Below are 18,636 nucleotides of genomic sequence, written 5' to 3'. Positions count from 1 at the left end.
GGACAAGCTTCCCCCCGTCAGGGTTGTACGCGTCCGGCGCCCCGTTTGCGACAGACCTCGTCATCCCCACCGATGACGCCGTCTCGAATGCCGACATGCGCACCACTCTTCCCCTATGCCCCGTATGCCCGATGCCGGTCGACGCCTCCGTAGGGCGACCGCAAAGACGCTCCCCGCCCTGCGCGCGGTTGCAGGACGGGGAGGGAAACGCCTTACACAAAACTCACACAGAATCTTATGGCCGGACGCACGATTGGGAAGAGGATGCCCGCATCGCGGGCACGGAAAGAGCCGCAGCTCACATCGCGGCGAGCTCGGCCGCCACCAGCTCGGCGATCTGCGCGGTGTTCAAAGCCGCACCTTTGCGCAGATTGTCCCCGCACACGAAGAGTTCGAGCCCGGCCGGATCGTCGAGCGAACGCCGCACACGGCCCACCCACGTCGGATCGGTGCCCACCGCGTCGGCCGGCGTGGGGAATTCACCGGCGGCCGGATTGTCGAAGAGCACGACGCCCGGCGCGGTCGCGATGATCTCGCGCGCCCGGTCCACGGTGACCTCGCTCTGGAAGCGGGCGTGGACGGTGAGGGAGTGCGTGGTGACGACGGGCACCTGCACGCACGTGACCGCGACCTTCAGGTCCGGCAGCCCGAGGATCTTGCGGGACTCGTCCCGCACCTTCATCTCCTCCGTCGACCAGCCGTCCTCGCACAGATCGCCCGACCACGGCACGACATTGAGGGCGACGGGCTCCGGGAACGGCCCCGTCCGCTCGCCGACGGCGCGGCGCAGATCGCCGGGCGTCGTACCGAGCTCCGAACCGGCCACGAGGGAGAGCTGCGCGCGCAGCGTCTCGACCCCGGCGCGGCCCGCCCCGCTCACCGCCTGATAGCTGGACGCGACCAGCTCGCGCAGGCCGAACTCGGCGTGCAGCGCCCCGATCGCCACGATCATCGACAGCGTCGTGCAGTTGGGGTTGGCGATGATGCCGCGCGGCCGCACGCGCGCGGCGTGCGGATTCACCTCGGGCACGACGAGCGGTACGTCGGGGTCCATCCGGAAGGCCGGCGAGTTGTCCACCACGACGACGCCCTTGGCGGCGGCGATCGGCGCCCACTGCGCGGCCACCGCGACGGGCACGTCGAACATCGCGACGTCGACCCCGTCGAAGACGGACTCCGTCAGCGCGACGACCTCGACCTCCTCGCCGCGCACGGTGAGCTTGCGCCCCGCCGAACGCTCGGAGGCCACGAGCCGGATCTCGCCCCAGATGTCCGCGTGCTGCGAAAGGATCTGCAGCAGAACGGCGCCGACGCTCCCGGTCGCTCCCACGACCGCGAGCGTCGGACGCCTGGCGGAGACTTCGGCCATCAGCGGCCGGTGCCCCCGTAGACCACGGCCTCGTCGGAGTCCGAGTCGAGACCGAAGGCGGAGTGCACGGCGCGCACCGCCTCGTTCACCTCTTCCTCACGCGTGACGACCGAGATGCGGATCTCGGAGGTCGAGATCAGCTCGATGTTCACGCCCGCGTCGGTGAGCGCCTCGAAGAAGCCGGCCGTGACGCCCGGGTTCGTCTTCATGCCGGCGCCGACGAGGGAGATCTTGGCGATCTGGTCGTCGTAGCGCAGCGACTCGAAGCCGACGCTCGCCTTCTGCTTCTCCAGGGCGTCGATGGCCTTGCGGCCCTCGGCCTTGGGGAGCGTGAAGGAGATGTCGGTCAGCCCGGTGGAGGCGGCCGACACGTTCTGCACGATCATGTCGAGGTTGATCTGGGCGTCCGCGACGGCCCGGAAGATCTTCGCGGCCTCGCCCGGCTTGTCCGGTACCCCGACGACGGTGATCTTCGCCTCGGAGGTGTCGTGCGCGACACCGGAGATGATGGCCTGCTCCACGCCCTTTTCCCCTTGCTGGTTCTTCTCGATCGGCTCGTTGCTGACCCACGTGCCCTGCAGCCCACTGAAGCTGGAGCGGACATGGATCGGGATGTTGTACCGACGGGCGTACTCCACGCAGCGGTGGAGCAGCACCTTCGACCCGGAGCTGGCGAGCTCCAGCATGTCCTCGAAGGAGATCCAGTCGATCTTCCGCGCCTTCTTCACGACGCGCGGGTCGGCGGTGAACACGCCGTCGACGTCCGTGTAGATCTCGCAGACCTCGGCGTCGAGCGCGGCGGCGAGGGCGACAGCGGTGGTGTCGGACCCACCACGACCCAGGGTCGTGATGTTCTTGCCCTCCTGGCTGACGCCCTGGAACCCGGCGACGATGGCGATGTTGCCCTCGTCGATCGAGGTCCGGATGCGCCCCGGGGTGACGTCGATGATCCGTGCTTTGTTGTGGACCGAGTCGGTGATGACACCGGCCTGACTGCCCGTGAACGACTGGGCCTCGTGACCCAGGTTTTTGATCGCCATCGCCAGCAAGGCCATGGAGATCCGCTCTCCGGCGGTCAGCAGCATGTCGAATTCGCGCCCGGCAGGAATCGGAGATACCTGTCCGGCGAGATCGATCAACTCATCCGTCGTGTCGCCCATCGCGGACACCACAACGACAACCTGGTTGCCGTTCTTCTTGGCGTCGACGATTCGCTTGGCGACCCGCTTGATGCCCTCGGCATCTGCAACGGAGGAGCCTCCGTACTTCTGCACGACAAGGCCCACGTGCGCTCCTCGCTCAGTCCGTCTGTCACCACATGTACGTATGCGTACTGCGGTCGGCTCAGTTTAACGAGCGGCCGAAATCCGCCCCGGCTATATCACATCGTGAGATGTCCCGCCCACGACCTGATCACCAGGTTTCCGTTTGCCGACGTCCGGCCGCTCCGGACAAGCGCATTCCCGGCTTCCGCCGGAGCAACCGGGAAAGTGGGGCGGGTCACATCCGTGTCACTTCACCGGACGGAGCCCCAGGGGGCCCGCGATCTCCTCCGCCATGACCTGGCCCGCCTCCTCCTCGAGCGTGCCCTCGGCCGCCGAGAGGTCCTCGTCCGTGTCGAGGCCGTCGAGGTCCTCGAGCGGCTGGTTGAGGCGGACGTGGGCCACCAGGGACTGCAGGGCGCGAAGCGTCGCCGAGGCCGTCGAGCCCCAGTTGGAGAAGTACGAGAACTGCCACCACCACAGCGCCTCGGTGATCCGGCCCGCGCGGTAGTGCGCCATGCCGTGCCGCAGATCGGAGACGACGTCCGCCAGGTCGTCCGAGATCCGCGCGGCGACCGGCGCCTTGCGCGGCTCGTACGGGTCGAAGACCTCCGAGTACACGTCGACCGGGTCGAGCATCGCGGCGAGCCGCTCGCGCAGGTCGTCCATGTCCGGCTCGGCACCCAGGTCCGGCTCGTAGCGCTCGTCCGGGAGGATGTCCTCGTGCGCACCCAACCGGCCGCCCGCGAGCAGCAGTTGGGATACCTCGAGCAGCAGGAAGGGCACCGCCGAGTCCGGCTCGTCGCCCTTGGCGATCTCGGTCACGGCCACGACGAACGACTCGATCTGATCCGAGATCTGAACGGCGAAGTCGTCGGGGTCCTGGGTCGTGGAGTGCAGCGTGACCGCGTCGGGCGTCGACGGCTGCTGGGCCGCCGGCGCCTTCGTCGTCGTCTGCTGTGGCGTCTTAGACATCTAGGAGTCTTCTCCCCTCGAAGGCGCGGCCGAGGGTCACCTCGTCCGCGTACTCCAGGTCGCCCCCGACGGGGAGGCCGCTGGCCAGGCGGGTGACCTTCAGGCCCATGGGCTTGATCATGCGGGCGAGGTACGTCGCCGTGGCCTCGCCCTCCAGGTTCGGGTCGGTGGCCAGGATCAGCTCCGTGACCGTCCCGTCTGCCAACCGCGCGAGAAGTTCCCGTATCCGCAGATCGTCCGGGCCCACGCCCTCGATCGGGCTGATCGCGCCGCCGAGCACGTGGTACCGCCCGCGGAACTCACGGGTGCGCTCGATGGCCACGACGTCCTTGGGCTCCTCCACGACACAGATCACGGAACCGTCCCGCCGCTGGTCGCGGCAGATGTTGCACAGCTCCTCCTGCGCGACGTTGCCGCACGTCGCGCAGAAGCGGACCTTCGCCTTGACCTCCATCAGCGCCTGCGCGAGCCGCCGTACGTCGGTGGGCTCCGCCTGCAGCACGTGGAAGGCGATCCGCTGCGCGCTCTTGGGACCGACGCCGGGCAGCCTGCCCAGCTCGTCGATGAGGTCCTGGACCACGCCTTCGTACACGGATTGCCTTCCTGCTGCTTACGGTTGTCGCTTGGTACGTACGGTAGTTGGCGGCGGGGTCAGAAGGGGAGACCCGGAATGCCACCACCGCCACCGAGTCCCTGGGCGAGCGGGCCGAGCTTCTGCTGCTGGAGGTTCTGCGCGTTCTCGTTCGCCGCCTGCACCGCCGCGACCACCAGGTCGGCGAGGGTCTCGGTGTCCTCCGGGTCGACCGCCTTCGGGTCGATCACGAGATTGCGCAGCTCACCGCCACCGGTCACCGTCGCCTTGACCAGACCGCCGCCGGCCTGGCCCTCGACCTCGGTCTGCGCCAGCTCCTCCTGAGCCTGCGCGAGGTCCTGCTGCATCTTCTGGGCCTGCTGGAGCAGCTGCTGCATATTGGGCTGGCCACCACCGGGGATCACGATCAGCTCCTGTTCCGGTCCGTTGCACGTCGTCGGGGCGGGGCGTATGTCTGCGGTTGTCCGCCGGTGCCCCTGGATCCGAGCCTACGTGGTCGGGGGGCCGCCCGCCCCGGTGACCTGAAGCCTCCCGGGGCATGCGGGGCCGCATTTCCGCTCTGCACTCTTTCGAGTGAGATGGGTTGCTTTCTATACCTGATGCGGAACCACTTCCGGGCGGAGATCCGGTGAAACCTGGGGTTCGGCCACCCATTGGGCGGTAGGAAGATGCTGCACATCAGGCACCGACGACCCGTGCGGGGCCTGGCCCCAGCCGTGATCTGTCGAGGGAGTTCCGGGTGAGTCAGCCGGAGATGCAGCCCGAAGGTGCACCCCAGGAGGGGGCGGGCGCGGGCGAGAACGGCGACCGGGGCAGCCGCGGCAAGCAGGTTCCCCGGCAGGGCGATCTCACCGGCCGCGCGCTCCCGCTCGGCGACTGGGGCGAACCGGCCGAGCGGCTCGACGAGCTGTACCGCTGGGTCGAGAAGGGCGCCCTGACCACGGCGGACTGGTACCTCTCCGACCGCGTGTGGAAGCGGCGGGCCGCGCGGGCGCTGCGCGCGGGCACGGTGCTCGGCGCGGTCTGCGGCGGAGTGCTCCCCCTGCTCGACCTGACGGGCGTCCTCGGCGGCGCGGCCCCTTGGGGGTATCTCTCACTGCTGCTGGCGGTGGCGTGCGTCGCGTGCGACCGCTACTTCGGACTGACGTCCGGCTGGATACGGGACGTGGCCACGGCGCAGGCCGTACAGCGGCGCCTTCAGGTCCTTCAGTTCGACTGGGCCTCGGAGAACGTACGCGAGGTCCTCGGCCCCACCGAGGGGACGGCCAGCGAGGCGGCGGAGCGGTGCCTCGGGGTGCTGCGGCGGTTCTCGGACGACGTGACGGAGCTGGTGCGGGCGGAGACGGCGGACTGGATGGTGGAGTTCAAGTCCGGCCCCGCACCGCTGACCATGCAGTCCACCGTCCCGGCGTCCCGCCCCGCGGACCAGCCCAGCAGCCGCTTCCCGCTGCCGCCGGGCACCAGGCCTAACATGCCGCGACAACGCCCGCCGGAGCCGCGGTAGGCCCTCGCTCCGGGGGCAGATCAAGCCTCGCCGGCGATTGAGGCGCGGGGTCCGGGGCGGAGCCCCGAGGCCGGGGGACGGCCGACCGCAACAGGTCCGGTCAGCTGAAGATGAGCATGGAGCTCTGGGCCAGACTCCGGGTGGCCGCCTGATGAAGGCCGAGCCACACGTGCCGCTCCCGGGCGAACGGATTGTCGTCCAGCGGCCCGGCCGCCGCCGGTTCCTCCAGCGACGTCGGCGCGACAGGCGGAGCCGGTGGCTGCGGCGGATTGGCCGGATCGATGCCGATCGCAGGGGCCACGAACTCCAGCTCCCGCAACAGCGTATGGGACGAGCCCAACGGGCCGCCCCCCGCCAGGAGTTCGTCGTTGGACAACGGTTCGGCGAAGTCCACGGGGACGTACGCGCCCGCGTGGTCGTAGTGCCAGACCAGATGGGAACTCTGGGCCGTCGACTCGAACATCTCCAGCAACTGCTCGTAGTCACCGCCCAGTTCGTCGACCGGTGTCACGGCGAGGCCGCAGATCTGCAGCAGGTACGCCCGGCGCAGGAAGTGCAGCGCGTCGTAGTCGAATCCCGCGATCGGGGCCACGTCCCCGGACAGGCCCGGCATGTACGCGTGCACCGGCACCGGTGGCAGTCCTGCCTCGTTCAACGCTTTGTCGTAGAGCGCGAGTTCCTCGGCGAACGGATTGTCGGGGCTGTGGCACAGCACGTCGACCAGGGGGACGAGCCACAGGTCACAGGCCAAGGGGGCTCCTCAGTGCTCCGGAGTGCTCCGGCGCGGTGGACGGTATCGGCGTCGTCTTCAGGGTAGTGCGCCGCGGGTCAGGGTTGACCTGTCTTGCGACGACCCGTTGTCCTCGCTGTACCCGCTCACGCGCCTGTCAGAGCCTCGATCAAGGAGAGCGAGTCGTCGTTGTACGAGTCGACGAGCGCCTGCGCGGCATCGGGGTCGCGGTCCACGAGCGCGTCGACGAGTTCGCAGTGGCCCGACCACAGCCGGCCCCGGAGGTCGCCAGCGGCGCGCAAGTGCGGGACCGCGCACATCCAGGACTGGACGCGCAGGCGGTGGAAGAAGTCGGAGAGGTACGGGTTGCCGAAGAGGGCGGACAGCTCTCGCCAGAAACGCAGGTCGTAGCCGATGAGGACGTTCAGGTCGCCGCCCCGGGCGGCACGGGCCGCCTCCTCGCCGCGGCGGCGGACGCCGGAGAGGTCCTCGGCGGTCTGCGGGGCGCGGGACGGGTCGGCGGACAGGCCGCGGAAGATACCGTCCGCGACGAGGCTGCGGGCCTCGATCATCGCCCGGTAGTCCGGGAGCGAGTACTCGTGGACGCGGAAGCCGCGGTGCTGCGCGGAGTCGAGCAGGCCCTGGGCGGACAGGTCGACGAGGGCCTCACGGACGGGGGTGGCCGACACCCCGTATCCCTCGGCGATCTCCTTGACGGTGAACTCCTGGCCGGGGCTGAGGCGTCCCGCCAGGATCTCGTCGCGCAGCGCGTCCGCGATCTGCTGGCGCAGGGTGGAACGGGTGACGGCGGGGCCGTCTTGAGCGGGCACGGGTCGGGTCCCCCGGTTCGGCTGGCGTGGTCGTGCGGTCTGGTGTGGCTGGTCAGATTACGCCTGCGGGGCCCTGCCGGGGGTGGGGCGGGGGCGGGGTCGGGGTCGTCGGTGGGTGCGGGGCGGGGCCCGTCGGCACGGTGCGCGGGGCCGGGGTCCTGGGAGCTGCGCCGGGGCGGCGCCCGACGGTACTGATACGCGAGGCCGGGGGCCTGGGGCTGAGCCGGGGCGGCGCCCGACGGTACTGATACGCGAGGCCGGGGGCCTGGGGCTGCGCCGGGGCGGCGCCCGACGGTACTGATACGCGAGGCCGGGGGCCTGGGGCTGCGCCGGGGCGGCGCCCATCTCCCACCCACCCGCCCCCTCCGAGGGCTCCAGCCCGAGGCGGGGTAGTGCCTATTGCGCCGCACCGAGGCCCGGGGTTTCCCCGAGGCCGACGCCCCTGGTGACGGCCACTCCGCACCGGGGCTTTGCAGGCTCGTCGGGGTCGACGCCTGTCGAGGTCGATGCGCGGCGTCGGGGTTCCAGGGCAGCGCCTATGGCACCGGTTCGCGGCACCGTGCCTCGCCAGCTGCGCCGCTCCCCGCTCAGCTCCCACCACCCGCCCCCTCCGGGGGCTCCAGCCCCGAGCGGGGCAGGGCCCGTTGCGCCGCACCGGGGTTTCGTCGAGGTCGATGCTCATCGTGATGGCCACTCGGCACCGGGGCTCCGCAAGGTTGCCGCGCGGCGGCGTGATCGCCCAGGTGAGCTGTAGGCCGTCGGAAGCCTTACGTAGACGTGCCGGCAGGCACGAGCCTGGCGGCGACAGAAGGTTGAGGGCACAGCCCTCAGGGATCAAGCCTGGCACCGATCGCGGTGGCGGGAGCCGGGCGGGGGCTCCTGACCGGAGCCCCCGGAGGGGGCGGGTGGGTGGGAGAGGGGCGGGGGAACCGGCCGAGCCCCGGGCAGGCGGCCACACACGGCCAACCCTGGAACACACCCGGCCCCCGGTCACCCGATCCCACCCTGGCCCCGGACCACCCGGACCGGGGCCACCCGGACCCGGCACCCGGCACCCGGCGGTTCCGGTCGCCCGGATCCGCCACCCGATCCGGGCCACCCGGACCCCGGTCACCCGGTCCCCGTGGGATCACGCCACGTGGTGGTCCGCCTCAGCCAGCGCAGCGTCCAGCGCGGAGAGGCCCTCCTTGGCCTCGGCCTCCGTGATGTTGAGGGCCGGGACCACGTGGGTGCGGTTCATGTTGATGAAGGGCCAGAGGCCGTTCGCCTTGGCGGCGGCGCCGAACGCGGCCATCGGGGCATTCGCCTCACCGGCCGCGTTGTACGGCACCAGCGGCTCCCGCGTGGAGCGGTCACGTACGAGCTCCAGGGCCCAGAACATGCCGACGCCGCGCACCTCGCCCACCGACGGGTGCCGCTCGGCGAGGTCGCGGAGGGCCGGCTCGATGACCTCGGAGCCGAGCTTCGCGGCGTGCTCGACGATGCCCTCCTCCTCCATCACGTTGATGGTGGCGACGGCCGCCGCGCAGGCCAGCGGGTGGCCGGAGTACGTGAGGCCGCCCGGGTAGGGGCGCTTCGCGAACGTCTCCGCGATGGCGGAGGAGATCGCGACGCCGCCCAGCGGGACGTACCCCGAGTTCACGCCCTTCGCGAAGGTCATGAGGTCCGGCGTCACGTCGTACAGGTCGGCCGCGAACCACTTTCCCGTACGGCCGAAGCCCGCCATGACCTCGTCCAGGATGAAGACGATGCCGTAGCGGTCGCAGAGCTCGCGGACGCCCGCGAGGTAGCCCTTCGGCGGCAGCATGATGCCCGCCGTGCCCGGGACCGTCTCCAGGATGATCGCGGCGATCGTCGACGGGCCCTCGAACTGGATCGTGGATTCCAGGTGCTCAAGGGCGCGCTCGCACTCCTGCTCCTCCGTCTCCGCGTAGAAACGGGAGCGGTACAGGAACGGCGCCCAGAAGCGGGTCACACCGGCGGTGCCGGTGTCGCTGGCCCAGCGGCGCGGGTCACCGGTGACGTTGATGGCCTGCTGGGTGCCGCCGTGGTACGAGCGGTACGCGGAGAGCACCTTCGGGCGGCCCGTGTGCAGGCGGGCCATCCGCAGGGCGTGCTCGACGGCGTCGGCGCCGCCGTTGGTGAAGAAGATCTTGTCGAGGTCGCCGGGGGTGCGCTCGGCGATGAGGCGTGCGGCCTCGGAGCGCGACTCAATGGCGAAGGCGGGGGCGAAGGTCGTCATCTTCCCGGCCTGCTCCTGGATCGCCGCGACGACCTTCGGGTGCTGGTACCCGATGTTCGTGTAGACGAGGCCGGAGGTGAAGTCGAGGTAGCGGTTTCCTTCGTAGTCCCAGAAGTAGGAGCCTTCGGCGCCGGCGACGGCCAGCGGGTCGATCAGCTCCTGTGCGGACCAGGAGTGGAAGACGTGCTTGCGGTCCGCGGCCTTCACGGCGGCGCCGACCTGGGGATTCGGCTGAGGGGTCATGGGGCCGAGGGTAAAGGGGCGCCGTACCGGCACACCATCGGCGTCCTGTCTGTGGGACGCCGTCGAACCCGACAGTCTGTCGCCCCGTCCCGGCCCGCCCCCGTCGTGCCCGTTCCGGGACCCCTCCTGAGCTGCTTTTAGCGTGGCGTTAGGAAACCGTCGGGCAGGCTGGTCCGCATGAGAAAGCCGAACGCGCACCGTTGGCGCAACGTCGCCGTGACCGCGGCGTGGGTCGCCGTGGGAACCACCGCGGGCGCCCTCGGCGCCTGGCAGTTGGCGGGCTCCGACGCGAACGCCGAGACCGGCACGCACGGCCATCCGCTCGACGACGCCGCGGTGCACCGCGCCCTGGCGTCCGCGCAGGCCACGACGCCCCGCGCCGGCTCCTCCTCCGCCGCCCCGGCCCCCGCCGACCAGCGCCGCACGCTCCGCTTCACGGGCGGCTCCGCGACGGTCGAGTGCGGGACGGACGGCAGCGTGTACCTGGTGGCGTGGAGCCCGGCCGACGGCTACGAGATCGATGACGACGTCGTACGCGGCCCGGGACGGGTGGCCCGGATCGAGGCGGAGCCCTCCGACGACGACAGCCCGGACCGGCACTACGAGATCCGGTGCGACGGAGCCTCCGGCACTCCTCGGGTCACACGGACCGCGGAACCTGACGACGAGGACGACTGACAGCCGCAGCACCTCGGCGTTGCGCTCCCGGGGCTCTGCCCGGACCCCGCCGCCTCTCGTCCAACTGCGGGCTTGATTAAGTGATCAAATGCCACATCTCCTGGTCGTCGAAGACGATCCCGCCCTGCGGAACGCCCTGGTCCGTGCCCTGCGCGACCGGGGTCACGCCGTCGCCACCGCGGCCACCGGCATGGCCGGCCTCGACGCCGCCGTCACCGACCGGCCCGATCTGGTCGTGCTCGACCTGGGCCTGCCCGATGTGGACGGCGCCCAAGTACTGCGGATGCTGCGCGCGGTGAGCGACGTACCGGTGATCGTGGCGACGGCCCGCGACGAGGAGGGGGAGATGGTCGCGGTGCTCGGGGACGGGGCCGACGACTACATCGTGAAGCCGTTCGGCGCGGCCCAGTTGGACGCCCGGATCAAGGCGGTGCTGCGCCGCCTCGGGCTGCCCGGCGACGTCGACGAGCCGCTCACGGTCGGCGGGCTCGTGATCGCGCCCGCGTCCCGCGAGATCACGCTGGACGGGCAGCCGCTCGACCTGACGCCGCGCGAGTTCGACCTGCTCGCCTACCTCGCCCACCGCCCCGGCCAGGTCGTCTCGCGCCGCGAGCTGCTCGCCGAGGTGTGGCAGCAGCCGCTGGGCGGCGCCGACAAGACCGTCGACGTCCATCTGTCCTGGCTGAGACGGAAGTTGGGCGAGTCGGCGCAGTCGCCGCGCTATCTGCACACCGTACGCACGGTGGGTGTGAAGCTGATGGCTCCCGACGACCGGGCGGCGTCGTAGTGCGCCGCACCCTGCTGCTGCTCACCGCGGCCACCACCGCCCTCGTCCTCACCGCGCTGCTCGTCCCGCTGACCCTGCTCACCCGCAGCCACGCCGCGGACCGGACGACCGCCGAGGCGACCGCACGCGCCCAGTGGGTGGCCGCCGCGATGGGCCCCACGCTGCACAGCCCGGACGAGCGGGCGGCCGCGGAACAGGCCGTGGAGAGCGTCAACTCCGGCTCCCAGCCGGACACTTCGCTGATTTTCGCCGACGGGAAGGTGATCGGCGCCCCCGCCGCCGCCACCGACGCGGTGCGCCTCGCGCGGGCGGGCCGCGCGTTCACGTACGAGCCGCCGGGCGGGGGCCGTCAGGTCCTGGTGCCGGTGCAGGGGGCGGAGGGCGGCACGGCCGTCGTCCAGGTGAGCCTGACCGGTCGGCAGCTGTACGACGGGATGCTCTCGTCGTGGCTGACGCTGGCCGGGATCGGGCTGGGGCTCGTGCTCATCGGGCTGCTGCTCGCCGACCGGCTCGGGGCGCGGCTCGTCGGGGCGACGCGTGCGCTGGCCGGGACGGCGGACCGGCTCGCGGGCGGCGATCTGACCGCCCGCGCCGAGCCCCAGGGGCCGCCGGAGCTGCGTTCCGTGGCCGCCGAGCTGAACCATCTCGCGGCCCGGATCGACGAGCTGCTCACCGCCGAGCGGGAGAACGCGGCGGACCTCGCGCACCGGTTGCGCACCCCCGTCGCCGCGCTGCGCCTGGACGCGGAGGGGCTGCGGGACGCAGAGGAGGCGGAGCGGATCGCGGCGGGGGTCGCGGCGCTCGAACTGGGCGTGGACGACGTCATCCGCAAGGCCCGCAAGCCGCTCCGCGGGGTGGCGGGGGCGGACCTCGCGGCGGTCGCACGGGAGCGCGCGGACTTCTGGGAGCCGCTCGCCACGGATCAGGGGCGGGACGTGGAGGTGTCGGTGCCGGAGGTCGCGGTGGCGGTTCCGGTGCCGGAGGACGAGCTGGTGGCGGCGCTCGACGCGTTGATCGGGAACGTGCTGGACCACACGCCGCAGGGGATCGGCTTCCGGATCGTCGTACGGGGGGACGGCGGTGCCGGGGCGGAGCTGGTCGTCGCGGACGACGGGCCCGGTCTCCCGGCGGAGGCCGAGACCCGTGGCTCCAGCGGGGGCGGGTCCACGGGGCTCGGCCTCTCGATCGTGCGGCGCACGGCCGAGGAGACCGGGGGCACGGTCTCCTTCGCCTCGTCGGCGAGCGGAGCGGTGGTCACGCTTCGGTGGCCTTGACCTGCACCGGCGTTAGCGCCTCGGGGCTCCGCCCCGGACCTCGCGCCTCAATCGCCGGCGGGGCCTGATTTGCCCACCCGCCGCAGGGGCTTGGTTTTTCAAGCCCCTGCGGCGATTGAGCAGCGGGGTCCGGGGCGGAGCCCCGAGGCCGTCACGCCGGTGCCGTGTGCCGAAGGCTCAGGCGTAGGCACTGGGAAACGCGGAGCGCACCGCTCGCGACCACCGGTTCACGCCCAACTCGGGACGCAGCGCGGCGAATCCGCCGCAATACTTCGTGAACTCGGCCGTGCGCACGCCGAACCGGTGGAGGAGGCGGTCCGCCTCGGTCAGGGAGCCGCGCGTCTTGGTCTCGACGAGGACAAGCCCCCCGTCCGCCCGCACCGTCCGCCCATCGGAGAGATCCCGCACCACGAGCCCCGCGTCACACGTGATCCGCTGCCCGTCGGCGACGAACGTGGCGCGCTGGTAGTCCGTGACCAGCGAGGGTTCGAGGGCCTCCGGCGCCTCGATGCCGTACGCCCCGCCGAGCACACCGGCGAGAAAGCCCTGCTGCGCGGCGTCGAGCGGCCGCTCCTCGCTCTCCAGGCGGCGACGGTGCTTGACGGTCTCGCCCCGCCCGTTCTTGAGCTTGATCTCGAACTGCCGCTCCCCCGTGTCCTGGTAGAGCCGCTCCCGGATCTTGTAGCGGAGTCGGCGGCCCTGCCGGTGGTCGTGATAGGTGCGCAGGTCGGCGGTGTCGTAATAGGTCGATCTGTACGAGAACCAGCGCCGGCCGTTCACCGACAGCGAGCGGAACGGGCCCTCGGGACGGCGCGGGTCGGTCAGCAGCGCCGCGAAGTCCTCGAAGACCTCGACCGGCACCAGATAGCTGTTGTCGTAGCGGGCCAACAGCTCTGCCCTGTTGTTCAGTTCATCGAGCGACAACGGCTTGGCGGCGAGTGCGGCGCGCCCGATGGCGCGTACGGCGGGGATCACACGGTCTCCTGGTGATAGGCGGCTGCGGTCTTCGTCGTACTGCGAGTCTCATGACGGTCATGAGCTCCCCTGTGGGTACGAGAGGTACGTATGGGCGCCTCCGATCGTTCCCCGGTCTCCGGCTGGCGGAATCGGACTTCCACGACCATCAAGTCGCGTACGTAGTCGATCTCCTGCACGGTCCAACCATGCGGCCGCCCCACGCGCCTCGCCAGTTCGGCCCGCAGCGCGTCCTCGTCGACGTGCACGGCGTCAAGGGTGACGACGGCCCGGCGGTCACGGGCGTACAGGCGCGGATGGTCGGCCACATGGACGACCACGACGAGCAGCGCGGCGAGCGCGGTGGTGACGCCGAGGCCGAGTGCGCGCAGCCCGCACAACAGCCCGAGGACCAGCGTCACGAAGTAGTACGCGACTTCCTGGTGCCGCAGCGCGTCCGAGCGCAGCCGCACGATCGACAACACTCCGAACAGGCCGAAGCCCAGGGCGAGCCCGCCGCCCTTGCCGACGTCGCCGAGCGCGGCGACGACCGCGAACAGGGCGACGTTCAGCGCGAGATAAGCGGGCACGAGCTCGCGCCTGCGGTGCCGCGGGTAGAAGATGCCGAAGGTCAGCAGGGTCACGGCGAGCAGGTCGAGGCCGAGATGGGCGCCGAGCTCCGCCGCGGGTGGGAGGTTGTCCATGGCCCTGACGCTACGAACGGCCGGGTTAACGCCGCGCTTGGCGACGGTTAACGATCGGCGGCACGCTCTCCGCGCCACCGTTCGTCAACGTACGTCGACGAACGGAACCGCTCGGCCCGCGGGGGCCCTCTCTGTCGTATGTCCGCATTATTCTCAGTTCGTTGCACACATACCGGGGGAGGGTGGCGCGACATGGAGGGTATGCAGAGCATCGGCGCGTACCGGCTGCTCGGCCGGCTCGGCGCGGGCGGCATGGGCGAGGTGTATCTCGCGCGCTCGGAGCGCGGTCGCACGGTCGCGGTGAAGGTGGTCCGCGAAGAGCTCGCGGAGCAGGAGGAGTTCAGGAACCGGTTCCGGCAGGAGGTGGCGGCCGCGCGGCGGGTCGGCGGCGCGTGGACGGCTCCGGTGCTCGACGCGGACACGGACGCGGAGATCCCCTGGGTGGCGACCGGTTACGTCGCCGGGCCCAGCCTCCAGCAGGTGGTCTCGCACGACTACGGCGCGCTGCCCGAGCGTTCGGTGCGCATCCTCGCGGGCGGCCTCGCGCACGCGCTCAAGGACATCCACGCGGCGGGCATCGTCCACCGCGACCTCAAGCCGTCGAACGTACTGATCACCATTGACGGGCCGCGCGTCATCGACTTCGGCATAGCGCGCGCCCTGGAGACCGTGACCGACGGCGGGCTGACCCGCACCGGGGCGCTGGTCGGCTCGCCCGGGTTCATGGCGCCCGAGCAGGTGCGCGGCGATCCGATCACCCCGGCGTGCGACGTGTTCTGCCTGGGGTCCGTGCTCGCCTACGCGGCGTCGGGGCAGCTGCCGTTCCGTACGACCAACAGCGGGGTGCACGCCCTGATGTTCCGGATCGCGGAGGAGCCGCCGGAGCTGGGGGATCTTCCGGAGGGCTTGCAGGACCTGGTCCGCGACTGTCTGCACAAGCAGCCCGGCGACCGTCCCACGCTCGACGAGTTACTCGAACGGACCGGCGCGGACGACGCGCTTGGCGACGAAGGACGCACCCGCGACCCGTGGCTGCCGGGCGCCCTGGTCGCCCAACTGGCCCGGCACGCCGTGAAGTTGCTGGACACGGAGAACCCGGAGCGCACCGCCCCGACCCCGGCGCCCGCCGCGCAGGCCGCGTCGACCGGCCCCGCGCCCCCGCCGCCCGGCACACCCGGCGCGGCCTCGCTGAACCACCTGCCGACCGTGGTCTCCCACGAGGCACCGGCGGCCCCGCCGACCGCACCCTCCCCCGCGCCCGCGCCCGCGCCGCAGTACGGCCACCCGCACCCCTCTCCGCCCCAGCCGCAGACGCCCGCCTACGGCCCTGCGAACGGCGGTTGGGGCCGGACCCCGCCGTACGGTCCGCCGCCTCCCGGACCGCCGTCGCGCCGCAATCGCTCCACACCGGCGCTCATCGTGGTCGCGGTGATCGTGGCGCTGGGAGCGGGCGGTTCGGTGTACGCGTTGATGAACGGCGAGGACGAGCCGGCGGGCCGGGCCGACGACAAGGTCTCCCCCACGGCCGTCACCTCCGCCCCGGTCTCGTCGGCGCCGAGTTCGCCGAGTTCGCCGAGCCAGGAGGCGTCCGCGTCCCAGGAGGAGTCGCCGCAGTCCGCCGCGGGAGACATACCGACCGGGTTCCTCGGCAGGTGGGAGGGCGCGATCGACAACGCCAACGGCCACCATCCGCGCAGCATCACACTCCAGCAGGGCGCGTCCGGCGACCCGGTCTTCTCCCTGACGGCGGACGGCTACCAGAAGAACGGCGAGCCCTACCACTGCGTCTTCCAGGGCCGCCTCGAGTCGGCGACGTCCTCCACGATCCGCATCGGCCCCACCGAGCCGACGACGGCCCAGCCGGCCTCCGCCTGCAATCCGGGCGATCCGAGCACGATCACCCTCACGACGACCGGCCGGCTGACGCGCGTCATGTCGGGGGGCGAGGCGCCGGTCACGTACGAAAGGTCGGGGTGAGGGAGCGGGCGCCGCGAGGCGCCGGCGGACAGGCGAACGCCCCGGCCCGCCGAAGCGGACCGGGGCGCACGAGCCGGTGAAGGCCTACAGGAACGAGTTGACCTGGATCGTCTCGTCGCGGCCGGGGCCGACGCCGATCGCCGAGATCGGGGCGCCGGACATCTCCTCCAGCGCCTTCACGTACGCCTGCGCGTTCTTCGGGAGGTCCGCGAAGGTCTTGGCCTTCGTGATGTCCTCCGACCAGCCCGGCAGGTACTCGTAGACCGGCTTCGCGTGGTGGAAGTCGGTCTGCGAGTACGGCAGCTCCTCGACCCGCTTGCCGTCGATCTCGTACGCGACGCAGACCGGGATCTGCTCCCAACCGGTGAGCACGTCGAGCTTCGTCAGGAAGAAGTCGGTCAGGCCGTTGACGCGCGTCGCGTACCGGGCGATCACCGCGTCGAACCAGCCGCAGCGACGGTCACGGCCGGTGGTGACACCGCGCTCGCCGCCGATGCGGCGCAGGTCCTCGCCGTCCTGGTCGAACAGCTCGGTCGGGAACGGGCCCGCGCCGACCCGGGTCGTGTAGGCCTTGAGGATGCCGATGACGCGGCTGATCTTCGTCGGGCCGACGCCCGCACCCGTGCAGGCGCCGCCCGCGGTCGGGTTCGAGGAGGTGACGAAGGGGTACGTGCCGTGGTCGATGTCGAGGAGCGTGCCCTGGCCGCCCTCGAACAGCACGACCTTGTCCTCGTCGAGCGCGTCGTTGATCACCAGGGTGGTGTCGGCGACGTAGCCCTTGATCTTGTCGGCGTAGCCGAGCAGCTCCTCGACCACCTGCTGCGCCTCTATGGCGCGGCGGTTGTAGAGCTTCGTCAGGAGCTGGTTCTTGACCTCGAGGGCCGCCTCGACCTTCTGGGTGAGGATCGACTCGTCGTAGAGGTCCTGGACGCGGATGCCGACGCGGTTGATCTTGTCCGCGTAGGTCGGGCCGATGCCGCGTCCGGTGGTGCCGATCTTCCGCTTCCCGAGGAAGCGTTCCGTCACCTTGTCCACCGTCACGTTGTAGGGCGTGATGATGTGCGCGTTACCGCTGAGCAGGAGCTTCGACGTGTCGACGCCGCGCTCGTTCAGACCGCTCAGCTCGGAGAGCAGGACCGACGGGTCGACGACGACACCGTTTCCAATGACCGGCGTGCACTCCGGCGAGAGGATTCCGGAAGGGAGGAGATGCAGCGCGTACTTCTGGTCGCCCACGACGACCGTGTGGCCGGCGTTGTTGCCGCCCTGGTAGCGCACTACATAGTCCACGGATCCACCGAGCAGGTCGGTGGCCTTTCCCTTGCCTTCGTCACCCCACTGAGCACCGAGCAGCACAAGTGCGGGCACAGGCGTACACCCCTTCCGGGCGGGGCATGTCCAAGGTCAGGGGCCGTGGCCGCTCCTTTGCGGCGTGCCTTCGTAAGCCTTGGGGTGCCCCGGAATAGACCAAGCCCCTGGCGCAATAGCGCAAGGGGCTCTTGCACAAAGATGCTACCCGAGGAAGCGAGGCAAGGCCGAGGTGGCGGCTTTGGACCATCCATCTGACCGTACGGACGACGCGAGCGAGGGGCTGTCGCGGCAGCTTCTGGTGATCGTCGATCCGCTCGCGATGCGCGCCGACGGGGAGTCCGTGCGCATCGCCAAGGACGTGTTGTGCGCGGGTTCGACGGCGAAGGTGTGCCTGCCGCAGAGCCCCGCTGATTTTGCGAAAGCGCTGGCCAAGCGGGGTGTGAGACGGCCCGTCGTGGTCGGCGACGACCGGGCGCTGCTGCGCGCGGTGTCGCTCCTTCACCGGGAGCGGGAGCTGGCGGACGCGGTGTTCTCGATGGTGCCGGTGGGGGCTGCGGTGTCGCTCTCCCGCTCGCTCGGAGTACCCGGGGGCACGGTCGAGGCGGCGCGGGCCGCGCTGGACGGGGCGCCGCGGCGGCTCGATCTGCTGGTGGACGACAGCGACGGGGTGGTGCTCGGGGACCTGCGGATCCCACCGGTTTCGGCCACCGGGACCGACCCCGAGGACGGCGGCCCGCCCTGGCTCCGAGCCTGCCGCTCGCTGGTGCGCGGCCTCGCGGCGCGGCCCTCGGGACCGGCGGGCGCCGAGGCCGGGCCGCCCGCCCGACTGCGGATCGAGGCGGACGGGGCGACGCTCGTCGACCTCGACCAGCCGGTCCGGGGCGTCTGCGTGACGCCCTCCGCCGGGGACGGGCTCGCGCGCGTGGAGGTGCGGGACGCCGAGGGCGCGGCGGTCTCCGTGCGGGCGCACACGGTCACCGTGACCGGGGAGGACTTCCGGTACCGGGCGGATCAGGTGCGGATCGGGGGGCCGGTGCGGAGACGGACGTGGTCGGTGCGGGCGGGGGCGTGGCGGCTGGCGCTGCCCTGAGCGGCGCCGGGGCAGCGCGGACAGGCCCTAGGTCGTGTCCGCAAAGTGGTTGGCGCGTTGGTGTTTTCGTGGTGCGTCGTCATGAGCTGACTGATCAGGCCTGGGTGGTCGTTG

At 71.4% G+C, this 18,636-nt stretch carries 17 protein-coding genes; 6 read left to right on the top strand and 11 right to left on the bottom strand.

The window, feature by feature from the left end; all coding sequences use genetic code 11:
* Positions 1-298: 298 nt before the first annotated feature.
* The 5 genes from ACIA8D_RS28815 to ACIA8D_RS28795 all read right to left on the bottom strand — a co-directional run bounded on the left by ACIA8D_RS28815 (position 299) and on the right by ACIA8D_RS28795 (position 4,602).
* Complete coding sequence (locus ACIA8D_RS28815) at positions 299-1,369, bottom strand: aspartate-semialdehyde dehydrogenase (protein WP_399236778.1); 1,071 nt, start codon at positions 1,367-1,369, stop codon at positions 299-301.
* Positions 1,369-2,655 (bottom strand): aspartate kinase, encoded by a 1,287-nt coding sequence (locus tag ACIA8D_RS28810; RefSeq protein ID WP_399236776.1) that lies wholly within the window; start codon positions 2,653-2,655, stop codon positions 1,369-1,371. Before ACIA8D_RS28810 ends, ACIA8D_RS28815 begins: the two co-directional genes overlap by 1 nt.
* A 225-nt stretch (positions 2,656-2,880) precedes the next feature.
* A complete protein-coding gene (locus ACIA8D_RS28805) occupies positions 2,881-3,606 on the bottom strand; it encodes a DUF5063 domain-containing protein (RefSeq protein ID WP_399236774.1) in 726 nt (241 codons plus the stop codon).
* Positions 3,599-4,198, bottom strand: coding sequence for a recombination mediator RecR (gene recR, locus ACIA8D_RS28800; RefSeq protein ID WP_306318459.1), 600 nt, complete (start codon positions 4,196-4,198; stop codon positions 3,599-3,601). The genes ACIA8D_RS28805 and recR overlap by 8 nt, the downstream gene beginning before the upstream one ends.
* 59 nt (positions 4,199-4,257) lie before the next feature.
* Complete coding sequence (locus tag ACIA8D_RS28795; protein ID WP_385763239.1) at positions 4,258-4,602, bottom strand: YbaB/EbfC family nucleoid-associated protein; 345 nt, start codon at positions 4,600-4,602, stop codon at positions 4,258-4,260.
* A 335-nt stretch (positions 4,603-4,937) separates the two neighbouring features.
* Here ACIA8D_RS28795 and ACIA8D_RS28790 point away from each other — a divergent pair, with 335 nt between their 5' ends.
* A complete protein-coding gene (locus ACIA8D_RS28790) occupies positions 4,938-5,702 on the top strand; it encodes an SLATT domain-containing protein (protein WP_399236771.1) in 765 nt (254 codons plus the stop codon).
* Positions 5,703-5,802: 100 nt separating this feature from the next.
* Here the strand turns inward: ACIA8D_RS28790 and ACIA8D_RS28785 are convergent, their stop codons facing one another.
* The 3 genes from ACIA8D_RS28785 to ACIA8D_RS28775 form a co-directional block, all read right to left on the bottom strand.
* Positions 5,803-6,453: a hypothetical protein gene (locus tag ACIA8D_RS28785; protein WP_399236769.1), complete on the bottom strand. Its 651-nt coding sequence runs from the start codon at positions 6,451-6,453 to the stop codon at positions 5,803-5,805.
* A gap of 125 nt (positions 6,454-6,578) precedes the next feature.
* The gene (locus tag ACIA8D_RS28780) at positions 6,579-7,262 is read right to left on the bottom strand and encodes a GntR family transcriptional regulator (protein WP_399236767.1); all 684 of its coding nucleotides are present in this window, start codon (positions 7,260-7,262) and stop codon (positions 6,579-6,581) included.
* 1,129 nt (positions 7,263-8,391) lie between these two features.
* Positions 8,392-9,747, bottom strand: a complete 1,356-nt coding sequence (locus ACIA8D_RS28775) for an aspartate aminotransferase family protein (protein ID WP_399236765.1) — start codon at positions 9,745-9,747, stop codon at positions 8,392-8,394.
* 177 nt (positions 9,748-9,924) lie between these two features.
* Here ACIA8D_RS28775 and ACIA8D_RS28770 point away from each other — a divergent pair, with 177 nt between their 5' ends.
* From ACIA8D_RS28770 to ACIA8D_RS28760, 3 genes are all read left to right on the top strand, one after another.
* Complete coding sequence (locus ACIA8D_RS28770; protein ID WP_399236764.1) at positions 9,925-10,425, top strand: hypothetical protein; 501 nt, start codon at positions 9,925-9,927, stop codon at positions 10,423-10,425.
* A gap of 88 nt (positions 10,426-10,513) precedes the next feature.
* Positions 10,514-11,212, top strand: coding sequence for a response regulator transcription factor (locus ACIA8D_RS28765; RefSeq protein ID WP_399236762.1), 699 nt, complete (start codon positions 10,514-10,516; stop codon positions 11,210-11,212).
* Positions 11,212-12,486: a sensor histidine kinase gene (locus tag ACIA8D_RS28760; RefSeq protein ID WP_399236761.1), complete on the top strand. Its 1,275-nt coding sequence runs from the start codon at positions 11,212-11,214 to the stop codon at positions 12,484-12,486. The genes ACIA8D_RS28765 and ACIA8D_RS28760 overlap by 1 nt, the downstream gene beginning before the upstream one ends.
* A gap of 177 nt (positions 12,487-12,663) precedes the next feature.
* Here ACIA8D_RS28760 and ACIA8D_RS28755 read toward each other — a convergent pair whose 3' ends face one another.
* Together ACIA8D_RS28755 and ACIA8D_RS28750 are read right to left on the bottom strand one after the other, a co-directional pair.
* Complete coding sequence (locus ACIA8D_RS28755) at positions 12,664-13,461, bottom strand: polyphosphate polymerase domain-containing protein (protein WP_399236760.1); 798 nt, start codon at positions 13,459-13,461, stop codon at positions 12,664-12,666.
* The gene (locus tag ACIA8D_RS28750) at positions 13,458-14,144 is read right to left on the bottom strand and encodes a DUF4956 domain-containing protein (RefSeq protein ID WP_399236758.1); all 687 of its coding nucleotides are present in this window, start codon (positions 14,142-14,144) and stop codon (positions 13,458-13,460) included. The genes ACIA8D_RS28755 and ACIA8D_RS28750 overlap by 4 nt, the downstream gene beginning before the upstream one ends.
* Before the next feature lie 201 nt (positions 14,145-14,345).
* Here ACIA8D_RS28750 and ACIA8D_RS28745 point away from each other — a divergent pair, with 201 nt between their 5' ends.
* The gene (locus ACIA8D_RS28745; protein WP_399236922.1) at positions 14,346-16,121 is read left to right on the top strand and encodes a protein kinase; all 1,776 of its coding nucleotides are present in this window, start codon (positions 14,346-14,348) and stop codon (positions 16,119-16,121) included.
* Positions 16,122-16,205: 84 nt separating this feature from the next.
* Here the strand turns inward: ACIA8D_RS28745 and ACIA8D_RS28740 are convergent, their stop codons facing one another.
* Positions 16,206-17,489, bottom strand: a complete 1,284-nt coding sequence (locus ACIA8D_RS28740) for an adenylosuccinate synthase (protein WP_266711597.1) — start codon at positions 17,487-17,489, stop codon at positions 16,206-16,208.
* Between the two features lie 262 nt (positions 17,490-17,751).
* Here ACIA8D_RS28740 and ACIA8D_RS28735 point away from each other — a divergent pair, with 262 nt between their 5' ends.
* Positions 17,752-18,522, top strand: a complete 771-nt coding sequence (locus ACIA8D_RS28735; RefSeq protein WP_399236920.1) for a diacylglycerol kinase — start codon at positions 17,752-17,754, stop codon at positions 18,520-18,522.
* The last annotated feature ends 114 nt before the right edge of the window (positions 18,523-18,636 follow it).

Source organism: Streptomyces sp. NPDC051684 (assembly GCF_044453445.1).
Taxonomy (GTDB): domain Bacteria; phylum Actinomycetota; class Actinomycetes; order Streptomycetales; family Streptomycetaceae; genus Streptomyces.
This window is presented reverse-complemented; position numbering and strand designations above follow the sequence as displayed.